Origin of the sequence: Bradyrhizobium sp. YR681 (genome assembly GCF_000282615.1) — a bacterium.
Lineage (GTDB): Bacteria > Pseudomonadota > Alphaproteobacteria > Rhizobiales > Xanthobacteraceae > Bradyrhizobium.
Map to the genome: position 1 here is coordinate 24,404 of NZ_AKIY01000181.1, position 10,773 is coordinate 35,176.

Genomic DNA, 10,773 nt, shown 5'->3' on the forward strand with positions numbered 1-10,773 from the left:
CCGCCCTAGGCCTTCCGACGGAGGGGGGCGTTTTTCCACCGGAAGGTAGGCTGGGGAAGCGAAACTTACGCTGCTCCCCCGAAGGGCGCCGTCGGCGGGGGCGACTGATGCCGGCGACACCCCTCAACTCTTGTCGTCTCCTGGGCTCCTGGCGCCTCAGCCCTTGGCGAGGGGGATCGCGACGAAGCGCGACTGGCCGCCGCTCTTCACGCGCATCAGGACGCTGTTCTTGTTGTCGGTCCGCGCCGCGTTGATGGCGTCTCGGACCTCGCCCGCGGTGGCCACGCTCTTGCCGCCGACTTCGAGAATCACGTCGCCTTCCTTGAAGCCGCGTTCGGCCGCGGCGCTCTTCGGATCGACTTCGGTGACGACGACGCCTTCCTTGCCGGCACCGGCGACCGAATTGGCAGGCGCGACCGTCATGCCGAGCTTCGGCACGTCGGTACCCTTGCTCGCACCCTTGCCGCTGTCCTGATCGGTGTCGGCCTTGGCCTCGACCGTGTTCGGCAGCTGGCCGAGCGTGAGGTTGACGACCTTGTCCTGGCCCTTGTGGAGCACGTTGAGCTTCACGGTCGCGCCGGGCGCGAGGCCACCGATGGTGCGGGCGAGCTCGCGGGCATCCTTGACGGGTTCGCCGTTGACCGAGGTGATGACGTCACCGGACTCGATGCCGGCCTTGGCAGCCGGGCCATTCGCCTGCGGCTCCGCCACCAGCGCGCCCTCGGCCTTCTTCATGCCGAGGCTGTCGGCGATGTCTGACGTCACCGGTTGAATCTGCACGCCGATCCAGCCGCGGCTGACCGAGCCCTTGTCCTTAAGCTGCGCCACCACGCTCTTCACGGTGCTGGCGGGAATCGAGAACGCGATGCCGACGCTGCCGCCGGAGGGCGAGTAGATCGCGGTGTTGACGCCCATCACCTCGCCGTTGGTGTCGAACGCGGGACCGCCGGAATTGCCCTTGTTTACGGGCGCGTCGATCTGGATGAAATCGTCATACGGACCGTTGCCGATGTCGCGGCCGCTGGCCGAGACGATGCCGGCCGTCACGGTGCCGCCGAGACCGAAGGGATTGCCGACCGCCAGCACCCAGTCGCCGATCCGCGGCTTGCCGTCGGCAAGCTTGGCGAACGGGAAGTTGGTGCTGCCCTCGACCTTGATCAGGGCAAGGTCGGTGCGCTGGTCGGTCCCGATCACCTTGGCGGTGTAGGTCTTGCCGTCGTCGGTGGTGACCTCAACCTTGTCGGCGCCGTCGACCACATGGTTGTTGGTCACGGCAAAACCGTCAGCCGAGATGAAGAAGCCGGAGCCCTGGCCCTGCACGACGCGGCCACGACCGCCCCCCTTCAGGCCCGGAAAACCATCCGGACCGCCGAAGCGGCGGAAGAAGCGCTCCATCGGCGAGCCCGGCTGGAACGGCGACTGCGCGTCATCGCCGTCATCGTTGCTCGCGGTCTTTTCCTTGATGTTGACCTTCACCGAGATCACCGAGGGCTTCACGCGCTCCACGATGTCGGCGAAGCCGATCGGACGCTCGACCTTGCGGACCTCGTTGTTGACCTGCGCATGCGCGGGGGTGCTGAACAGGTCGGCCGGCGACACCGACGGGCTGAAGCCGTAGACGGCTGCGCCGAGGCCGGCGACGACCGAGGCCATCAGCGCGATCCTGCGCGCCGAGAAAACCGACCGGCGCTGCCGGTAGGACGGAAGGTTCGAAAGGTCGATACGATCGCTCATGCAGAGGTCTCCAGGGCCTTGAATTCCTATCGGTGCCGGATGGCAGCACCTTACGGAGCTCAACATGGGGGCTCGCGCCTTACCGTGCGCTGGCGGCGGGGTTAAACTTTTGTAATGAAGGGCAAGATGGATGCGGCGGTTTAGCGCAGGCGGAAAGTTGTGGCCTGACAGGAACTTAATCGAGTTCCGGCGACGCGCGCCGAGCCGCCTTTTTGGCGCCCTCAGCTCGCCCTGACGCTGACGATGAACTCGTCGACTTCCCGCTTCAGGGTCTCGGCCTGCTGCGACAGATCGACGGCGGAATCCCGGGCCTCCGCCGCCATGCGCCCGGTCTCGGCCGAGGTCGAGGTGATCTGGACGATGTGATTGGAGACGTCGAGCGTTCCGTGCGCGGCGTCCTGCGCACTGCTTGTGATGTCCTGCGTGGCGTTGCGCTGCTGGGCGGTGTCGACCTCGATCCCGGACATGATCGAGGAGATCTCCGACAACGTCTTCGAGATGCCGTCGATCGCCCCGCGCGTCTCCGCGGTGATGCCCTGGATGCTGGCGACGTGGGCGGTGATCTCCTCGGTCGCCTTGCTGGTCTGGTGCGCGAGGCTTTTCACCTCGGAGGCAACGACGGCAAAGCCCTTGCCGGCTTCGCCCGCCCGCGCCGCCTCGATGGTGGCGTTGAGCGCCAAAAGGTTCGTCTGCGATGCGATCGCCTGCACGAGCTGCACGACCTCGCCGATCTTGTCGGCGGCGTCGGACAGCGTATGGATGGTGTCGCGGCTCTTCTCGGCCTGCGTCGCCGCGCCCTCGGCGCGCTGGGTCGCATCGGTGACGCGGCGGCTGATGGTGACGATCGAATTCGTCATCGCCTCGGCCGAGCCCGCAACAGTCTGCACGCTGGTGCTGGCCTTGCCCGCCGCACTCGCTACTGCGCTAGCCTTGCTGCTGGTGTCGTTGGCCGTCCGCGACAGCGTCTCGGCGTTGCTCTTCAGATGCACGGCCGACGATGCCACGCTGTCGACGACGCTGGCGACGAGATCGTTGAAGCGCTTGATCCGCGCATCCAGAAATTTCGAGCGCTCGGCCTGATGCTGAGCCTCGTGAAGCTGCTGTTCGGTGAGCCGGCGCCGCTCGAGGCCGGTGGTCTTGAAGACTTCCAGCGCACCGGCGAGCAGGCCGATCTCGTTGGTGCCGCCGAGCCCCGGCACTGGCGTCTCGAACTTCTGGTCGGCGACCTCGCGCATGGCATGCACGATCGCCGCCAGGGGACTGAGGATGCCGTTGCGCACGGCGAACCAGGTCGTGAGACAGATCGCAACGGCGACGAGCGCGATCCCGCCGCAGGCGATCAGGAACCAGGAGAATGCCGTCTGCGCCTGCTGGTAGATCAGCATCGCGTGGTCGTGCGCGGGGCCGCTGAGCGCAGCAAAGTCCGACGAGAGGCCAGTGATCTCGTTGTTGAGATAGAGCACCGCAACGAAGCCGGTGCCGCCGCCGATGCCCAGCAGGAACAATAATGCAGCGACGACGGCGCCGACCAGGAAGCGGATCGTCAGATTGCTGTTCGTGAACATCGCTGAGGACTCAAAAGTCTGGAATCGAATCTTGCGCCAAGCTTCCAGACAAAGGTCAACAGAGCATGAAACACGCGCTGGCAGCGGCCTAAGTATCATTACTCAGGTCAGGGCGACTTTGGTTCTTCCGACATCAAGGCTGCGACACGCGCCTCTTCCTCGGGCGTGAGCGGCGGAGCCGGTACGTCTGCACCGCTCCGCGCGCGCCGGCGGATCTGCAGCCACAAGGCGAGGCCCCCGCCAAGCAGCAGCAGCGGCGCAAGCAGCCACAACGCCATGGTCTGTCGCTCGAAGCGCGGCTTGAGCAGCACGAACTCGCCGTAGCGCGCGACCAGGAAATCGAGCACCTGCGAATTGCTGTCACCGGCCGCTATCCGCTCGCGCACCAGCAGCCGCAGATCGCGCGCCAGCGGCGCATCGGAATCGTCGATCGACTGGTTCTGGCAGACCATGCAGCGCAGCTCGCGCGACAAGTCGCGCGCACGTACTTCCTTCGCCGGATCCGACATGATCTCGTCGGGCTGCACGGCGTGCGCCGCAGGCAATGCCAGCAGCACCAGCGCGAGGATCGCAACCGTCATCCGCCGCATCAGATCACTCCGCCGGCTGGAGGCGCTGCTTGGCCCGCGCCGGTTTTGGCGCACCGACGCGCAAGCGGCGGTCGGACAGCGACAGCACGCCGCCGAACGCCATCAGCACCGGTCCCCACCAGATCATCAGCACCAGCGGCTTGTGATAGATGCGCACGGCGATCGAACCCTCGGCGGTGGCGTCACCGAGCGAGACGTAAAGCTGGCTTGCGCCGCGCGTCAGCAATGCGGCCTCGGTCGTCGAGGAGCCGCGCGTGGTAAAGCTGCGCTTGGACGGCGTCATGACGCTGAGCTTCTCGCCATCGCGGCTGACGTTGAACTCGGCGATCATCTCGCGGAAGTTCGGGCCCTGGCGCGAGAACAGGCCGTCGAGCTTGAGATCATAGCCGGCGACATGGGCGACGTCGTTCTGCTTCATGGTCGCGATATATTCGCTGTTCCAGGTGGTCTCGCAGACGATGCCGATCAGCGCGACGCCGAGGCCAGCATGCGCGAACGCGGTGCCCCAGGCCGAGCGCGGCAGGCCGCGGGCCCGGTGCAGCACGGTGGCGAACGGCAGCCGCACGAGGCCGGTGCGCTCGACGATGTCGGTCACCGCACCGGCGATGACGAAGATACCGAGCCCGATCGCAAGCGGCGCCAGCGTGCTCCCTCCGCTTGCCCAGCCCCAGACGATGGCCACCGCAACGAGGCCGGCAACGCCGGCCGCGAGCAGCCGCTGGGTGACGCCAAGCAGATCGCCGCGCTTCCACGCCAGCATCGGCCCGAACGGGACGGCGAGCAGCAGCAGCGTGAACAGCGGCACGAAGGTCAGATTGTAGAAGGGCGCGCCGACCGACATCTTGAAGTCGGCCAGCACTTCCATCGCCAGCGGATAAAGCGTGCCGAACAGCACGACGGCGCAGGCGACCGTCAGCAGCAGATTGTTCAGCACCAGCGCCCCCTCGCGCGAGATCGGCGCGAACAGCCCGCCCTGCTTCAGGGAGGTGGCGCGGCCCGCAAACAGCGAGAGGCTGCCGCCGATGAACAGGCAGAGGATCAAGAGGATGAACACGCCGCGGGTCGGGTCGGTGGCGAAGGCGTGCACGGAGGTGATGACACCCGAGCGCACCAGGAAGGTGCCGAGCAGCGACAGCGAGAAGGTCAGGATTGAAAGCAGGATGGTCCAGACCTTCAGCGCGTTGCGCTTCTCCATCACCAGCGCCGAATGCAGCAGCGCGGTGCCGGCGAGCCATGGCATCAGCGAAGCGTTCTCGACCGGATCCCAGAACCACCAGCCGCCCCAGCCGAGCTCGTAATAGGCCCAGTAGGAGCCCATCGCGATGCCGAGCGTCAGGAAGATCCAGGCGACCAGCGTCCACGGCCGCACCCAGCGCGCCCAGGCAGCATCGATGCGTCCCTCCAGCAGCGCGGCGATGGCGAAGGAGAACGAGATCGAGAATCCGACATAGCCGAGATAGAGCATCGGCGGATGCACGGCGAGGCCAATGTCCTGAAGCACCGGATTGAGATCGCGCCCCTCGATCGGCGGATTGACGAGGCGCAGGAACGGGTTCGAGGTCATCAGGATGAAGAGATAGAAGGCGCTGGCGATCCAGGCCTGCACCGCCAGCACATGCGCGCGCAGCGACAGCGGCAGATTGTTGCCGAAGGCCGCGACCAGTCCGCCGAACAGCGCCAGGATCGACACCCACAGCAGCATCGAGCCTTCATGGTTTCCCCACACGCCGGTGATCTTGTAGAGCAGCGGCTTCATCGAGTGGGAATTCTCGTAGACGTTGGCGACGGAGAAATCCGAGTTCACGTGCAACGTCACCAGCGCGACGAACGATGCGCCGACAAACAGCAGCTGCGCCAGCGCGGTCGAGCGCGCCACGTTCATCAGCGCGGCATCGCGCAGGCGCGCGCCGATCAGCGGCACGATGGACTGGATCAGCGCAAGGCCCAGCGCCAGCACCAGGGCGTAGTGTCCGGATTCTGCGATCACCGCACGGCTCCCTGCGGATTGCCCTGCGCCGTCGTTGCTCCAGGCTTGCCGCCGCCGGAAGCCTGGGCGCCGTAATCGTCCTTCCAGTGCCCCTGCTTCTTCAGGGCGTCTGCGACATCCTTGGGCATGTAGGTCTCGTCATGCTTGGCAAGCACTGTGTCGGCCTTGAACACGCCGTTGGCGTCGAGCGCGCCCTCGGCAACGACGCCCTGCCCTTCGCGGAACAGGTCGGGCAAAATGCCCTTGTAGGCGACGGGCAGCTTTGCACCGCCGTCTGCGACCTCGAAGGTCACCGCCAGATTGTCGCCGCGCTGGAGCGAGCCGGGCTGCACCAGGCCGCCGAGACGAAACCGCTTGCCGGGCTCGACGTGCTTCTCGGCGACCATGGTCGGGGTCGAGAAGAACACGATGGAGTCGCGCAAGGCATTGAGCACGAGCGCGGCCGCAAGCGCGAGCACGGCGAGCGAACCGCCGATGATGGTCATACGTCGCTGCTTGCGCGTCATGGCGTATCCGTTCCCTGCTCGCTTCGCCCAGACATCATCATCCGTCGAGCCCGAGCGTCTTGAGACCTTCGTTGAGCTGCTTCAGCCGCGCGGCATCGTTCGCGACGGCCTGACGCGCATCGCCCGAGGCGCCCACCGCCTTGTCGCGATCGCCCATCACCAGATAGGCGCGCACGAGGCGCAGCCACCCCTCGACGTCGTCGCCATTTTGCTTGAGGCGCGTGGCGAGGCGCTCGACCATGCCGCGGACCATCGCGTTGCGATCACCCTCGTTCATGTCCTTGGACGCAGCGATCGTCTCGTCCGACAGCGCCGGCATCGTGGCGGCACCGCCGCCGACCCGCGCCAGCGAGGATTGCACCAGGGGCCGCCACGGCGCATCCGCCGGCGCCTTCACGAGCAGCGCGCGCCAGATATTGGCGGCATCGTCCTTGCGGCCGTCCTGCTCGGCGGCAAGACCGAGGAAGTAGTTGGCCTTGGGATCATCGGCGTTCAGCGTATGCGCACGCTCGAACTCGGTCTTGGCTTCGGCCGTCACCACGCCGCTTGCCGCGGCTGCGATCGCTTCGCCGAGATCGGACCGGCGCTCCGCGCTCTCGCCATTGTAGGTGATCGAGTTGCGATAGGCCCGCACTGCATCGTCGAAACGGCCGAGCCGCTCCAGAACCGGAGCGAGCACGTTCCAGCCGCGCCCGTCGGTCGGATTTTTTTCCAGATGTTGCTCGACCTGCACGACGAGATTTTCGAGCGACTGCGCCATGCCGGAGCCGGCTCCGCGCTCGCGCTGCGCCAGCGGAAAGTCACGCAGCAGCGGCGAGCCGAGCGGCATGTAGATGCCGATCGCAACCAGCGGCAGCCCAACGAGCGCCAGTACGGCCGCCGCGCGCCGCCATTTGAGGCTCGATGTCGGCTCCGAAACGGGCTCGCTGCCGGCCGCAGCGAGCAGCCGGCGGCTGATCTCGACGCGCGCGGCCTCGGCTTCGGGTGCGGCGATCAGTCCGGTCGCGAGATCACGCTCGATCTCGGCGAGCTGGTCCTTGTAGACAACGACCTCGCTGCCCTGGATCTGCGCGCGCGCGCCGCGGCCGAGCGGCAGGAGCACGGCGAAAATCGCCGCGACCGTCATCAGCGCGAACACGAACCATAGCGTCATCTGGCAAGCTTCCGGCAGCGCGCCACCCGCGCCCATAGGTGGCTTTACACCACGGCCGGACGATGCGGCAATTGACAATTGTCAATTCGGCGCGACCGCGCACAGTCCCGAAACGGTGAAAATCCAACGGCTTAGCCGATCTCGAAGTCGGCGCTCCGGGCGGCGTCCTCGCCGTGCCCGTTGAAGGCCCTCAGGAAGTATGTTCCGGGCTCGATTGCCTCCGGCAATCTGATGCGCACCGCCCCGACCGGAACCGGAGACGCAACCCTGGTGACCGTCTCAGGCAGTTGCCGACCGCTTGCCTTCTCGACCAGCACCACCTTCGCGCCGACCATCAGCCTTTGATATTTGGCAACAATGACGCGGTTCTCGATCTCGATGGAGCTGATAACGGGTTTCATGCGCCCACAGATAGAAATTCCAAAAACTTGCACGGCGAGCGTAGGGCTCCCCACCGGCATCGTCAACCTCAAATTGTGATCAGGAAAATATGCGCCTGGATCAGCTTGCGCGCGACGATTTGCTGCGCTCGCCTGTCGCTGCGTTCTCCGCGGCGCGGCTCATCAGCGACGCATAATCGTCGCCGAACAACACCTGGCAGAAGCGAATCGCGGCCTGCACCTGCTGCTGGCGGTAGGTGCGGACCTTGTGATCGGCGGCGCGCAGCGACTGCACCAGCTGCTCGGTCGAGCGTTCGACATATTGCTGGAGGTCGGAATAGGTGCGCAGCGTCACCTCGTTGATCGCAAGCTCGCTGGCGTAATTACGGCAGGTGGCGACGAAATCGATCAGCGCGGCGGTTTCCTCCACCTCGGTGCTGTCGACCCGCGCTCCCGGCGGAATGTCTTTTTCCGGGCGCTGGCGCAGGATGCGGCGAACGCGGCCGGGAACGCTGTCGATCTCGGATTGCAGCGCGTTGGAGATGTCGGCTCGGATCGAGGTCAGCTGCTTGCCCCAGGCGGAATCGTTGCGCAGGTCGAGCTCGGTGCGCAGGCCGCGGACGCCGTCATGCAGCGCCTTGAGGTTGTCGGCGACGGTCTCGAAATGGCCGCGCTTGATGTCCGCGCGCAGGATCGCGGCCACGCAGGACAGATCGTGCAGGGCGATCGTGACCGCGACGCCATAGGGCGTCGCCGCGACGCGGATCTCGTCGTCGGAGGCGGCGATCTTGATGGCGAGGCGGATGATCTGCCAGGGCGCGGTCATCCGCTGCACCACGATCGACAGCGCGAAGGGCAGCATCTGCGGCGTCTGGAGGGCGGGAATGTTGAGCGCGGAGGTCACCGAGGCGATCTGGGGCTCACCGAAGGCGCGCAGGAAGCGCGGCAGCTTCTCGTTCAACGTGGCGATGGCCTCGCGAACCCCGAGCACCGCTCCGGCCGAATAGAGGTCCTCGATCACGTTGGGCGGTCCGACGCGGGCCAGCGCGCGCGACTTGTCGCCGCCGCCCGGCCCCGTCAGCGTGAAGATCGCGTCCGCGGCCACCGCCTGCAGCTTCTGGGCGAGCGCTTCGACCTGCCCTGCGCTGTCCGCCGGCATGCGCGCCAGCGCCACCTCGAATTCGTTCAGCTTGTCGGGGGCCCCGTCGCGGCCGAGCCACTGCCAGATCGGCTGCAGCGAGGAGCGGCGGATCTGGCCGACCCGGATCGGGGCGCCCGCCTCGACCAGGAATGGTTCCAGCGCCTGGAACAGCAGCCGCGACAGGTCGTCGGTGCGCGGCGCTGGGGCTTCTTCGGCTTCGCTCTTGCGGACGATCTTGCGCAGCTGTTCGAGCACGAGGGTTGCCACGGCCGTGTCCTGGCCGCGTTCGAGCGCGCGCTCGAACTCCCGCATCAGCAGCGCCTGCGACTGCGGCGGGAGCTGTGCGAGATATTCCCTCAGCCGCTCGATCGATGTCTGGCTCATGCGCCCGGGTAATGCACGGTAAAATGGCGGACGTGGGATGCGTCCGGGCGCGATCATAGGAGGCTGCGCCTTAAGAAGCGGTTGAGGACGTTGGCGCGAATGCCTCCGTTTTGCTCCGGATCGGCCCTGCGCGGGGCAAATAACCCCTTGGGAACAGAGGATTATATTCCCGGAAGCATCAATTCGGCCCGCAGGCCCCCGGTCGGGGCGCCACCGAGCGAGAGGCGGCCGCCATAGAGGGCGGCGAGGTCCGTCACGATCGACAGGCCCAGTCCCGAGCCGGGCTTGGATTCATCGAGCCGCTGGCCGCGCCGGGAGACCTGGGCGCGCTCGGCCTCGGACAGGCCGCGGCCGTCGTCATCCACGATGATCCGCAGCCGCGGGCCGGCGCCCGCCTGCTGCGGCGGCTCGACCAGAACCTCGATGAAGACCCTTGAGGCCGCCCATTTGCAGGCATTGTCGACGAGATTGCCGACCATCTCCTCCAGATCCTGCCGCTCGCCGCGGAATTTCGCCGACGCATCGGCCTTCGCCTCGACCATGATGCCGCGGTCGCGGTGGATCTTCTCCATGGTCCGCCGCAGCGCCTCGATCGCGGGCGCGACTTCCGTCACGGTCGCGACCACCGAGACCCGCGCGGCAATGCGCGCGCGCTCCAGGTGGTGGGCGAGCTGATCGCGCATCACGCCGGCCTGCTCCATCACCTTGGCCGCGAACGGATCGGCGGCGTGGCTGCCTGCCTCATTCACGATGACCGAGAGCGGCGTCTTGATCGCATGGGCGAGATTGCCGACATGGGTGCGCGCACGTTCGACGATCTCGCGATTGGCGTCGATCAGCGCGTTGGTCTCGCGGGCCAGCGGCGCGATCTCGACCGGGAATTCGCCCTCGAGCCGCTCCGCGCGCCCCGAGCGGATGTCGGCGATCGATTCCGAGATGCGCTTGAGCGGCGCGAGGCCGAACCTGACCTGGAACACGGTGGTCAGCAGCAGCACGATGCCGAGCGCGGTGAAGGTGCCGCCGAGGTAGTAGTCGAAGCTGCGCGTCTCGTCGAAGATCTCGGTGTCGTCGCCGGCGACGCTGACCAGAAACTTGCCGTCGGCGCCGAGATCGACGGGACGCTCGACCATGCGCAAATTCTGCCCCTCGGGCCCGTCGACATAGGCGAGGCGAATGCCGGCCGCGGTAAGCTCGGCGCCCTGCTCCTCCAGCTTCGGCAGCTTCTTGTCCCACAGCGAGCGCGAGGACCGCACCTCCGGCTTCTCGGTGTCGGTGCGCGTGATCTGCCAGTACCAGCCGGACAGCGGCAGATCGAACAGCGGCTCGCCGAGCG

Annotated in this window: 9 protein-coding genes; all 9 read right to left on the reverse strand. The window is 66.7% G+C overall.

What is annotated here, in order from left to right; translation table 11 throughout:
* Positions 1 to 156: 156 nt before the first annotated feature.
* Positions 157 to 1,734 carry a Do family serine endopeptidase gene (locus PMI42_RS13990; protein WP_008135083.1) on the reverse strand — a complete coding sequence of 526 codons (1,578 nt, stop codon included), beginning with the start codon at positions 1,732 to 1,734 and terminating at the stop codon, positions 157 to 159.
* Between the two features lie 221 nt (positions 1,735 to 1,955).
* Positions 1,956 to 3,299 carry a methyl-accepting chemotaxis protein gene (locus tag PMI42_RS13995; RefSeq protein ID WP_008135085.1) on the reverse strand — a complete coding sequence of 448 codons (1,344 nt, stop codon included), beginning with the start codon at positions 3,297 to 3,299 and terminating at the stop codon, positions 1,956 to 1,958.
* A 107-nt stretch (positions 3,300 to 3,406) separates the two neighbouring features.
* A complete protein-coding gene (locus PMI42_RS14000) occupies positions 3,407 to 3,889 on the reverse strand; it encodes a cytochrome c-type biogenesis protein (protein WP_008135088.1) in 483 nt (160 codons plus the stop codon).
* Positions 3,890 to 3,893: 4 nt separating this feature from the next.
* The gene (locus tag PMI42_RS14005; RefSeq protein WP_008135090.1) at positions 3,894 to 5,876 is read right to left on the reverse strand and encodes a heme lyase CcmF/NrfE family subunit; all 1,983 of its coding nucleotides are present in this window, start codon (positions 5,874 to 5,876) and stop codon (positions 3,894 to 3,896) included.
* Positions 5,873 to 6,382 carry a cytochrome c maturation protein CcmE gene (ccmE, locus tag PMI42_RS14010; protein ID WP_008135092.1) on the reverse strand — a complete coding sequence of 170 codons (510 nt, stop codon included), beginning with the start codon at positions 6,380 to 6,382 and terminating at the stop codon, positions 5,873 to 5,875. Before ccmE ends, PMI42_RS14005 begins: the two co-directional genes overlap by 4 nt.
* Before the next feature lie 37 nt (positions 6,383 to 6,419).
* Complete coding sequence (gene ccmI / locus PMI42_RS14015) at positions 6,420 to 7,535, reverse strand: c-type cytochrome biogenesis protein CcmI (protein ID WP_008135093.1); 1,116 nt, start codon at positions 7,533 to 7,535, stop codon at positions 6,420 to 6,422.
* A gap of 131 nt (positions 7,536 to 7,666) precedes the next feature.
* On the reverse strand, positions 7,667 to 7,936 hold the full coding sequence (locus PMI42_RS14020; protein WP_035965641.1) for a hypothetical protein: 270 nt from the start codon (positions 7,934 to 7,936) through the stop codon (positions 7,667 to 7,669).
* A 100-nt stretch (positions 7,937 to 8,036) separates the two neighbouring features.
* Positions 8,037 to 9,440, reverse strand: coding sequence for a hypothetical protein (locus PMI42_RS14025; RefSeq protein WP_035965642.1), 1,404 nt, complete (start codon positions 9,438 to 9,440; stop codon positions 8,037 to 8,039).
* A gap of 161 nt (positions 9,441 to 9,601) precedes the next feature.
* Positions 9,602 to 10,773 (reverse strand): ATP-binding protein (locus tag PMI42_RS14030; RefSeq protein WP_008135097.1); only part of this gene is annotated, 1,172 nt, incomplete at its 5' end.

What these genes read in the sequence shown, in the direction of transcription:
- PMI42_RS14000 (WP_008135088.1), bottom strand. Translation starts at nt 3,889, where the DNA reads ATGCGGCGGATGACGGTTGCGATCCTCGCGCTGGTGCTGCTGGCATTG.
- PMI42_RS13995 (WP_008135085.1), bottom strand. Translation starts at nt 3,299, where the DNA reads ATGTTCACGAACAGCAATCTGACGATCCGCTTCCTGGTCGGCGCCGTC.
- PMI42_RS13990 (WP_008135083.1), bottom strand. Translation starts at nt 1,734, where the DNA reads ATGAGCGATCGTATCGACCTTTCGAACCTTCCGTCCTACCGGCAGCGC.
- PMI42_RS14020 (WP_035965641.1), bottom strand. Translation starts at nt 7,936, where the DNA reads ATGAAACCCGTTATCAGCTCCATCGAGATCGAGAACCGCGTCATTGTT.
- PMI42_RS14025 (WP_035965642.1), bottom strand. Translation starts at nt 9,440, where the DNA reads ATGAGCCAGACATCGATCGAGCGGCTGAGGGAATATCTCGCACAGCTC.
- ccmE (WP_008135092.1), bottom strand. Translation starts at nt 6,382, where the DNA reads ATGACGCGCAAGCAGCGACGTATGACCATCATCGGCGGTTCGCTCGCC.
- ccmI (WP_008135093.1), bottom strand. Translation starts at nt 7,535, where the DNA reads ATGACGCTATGGTTCGTGTTCGCGCTGATGACGGTCGCGGCGATTTTC.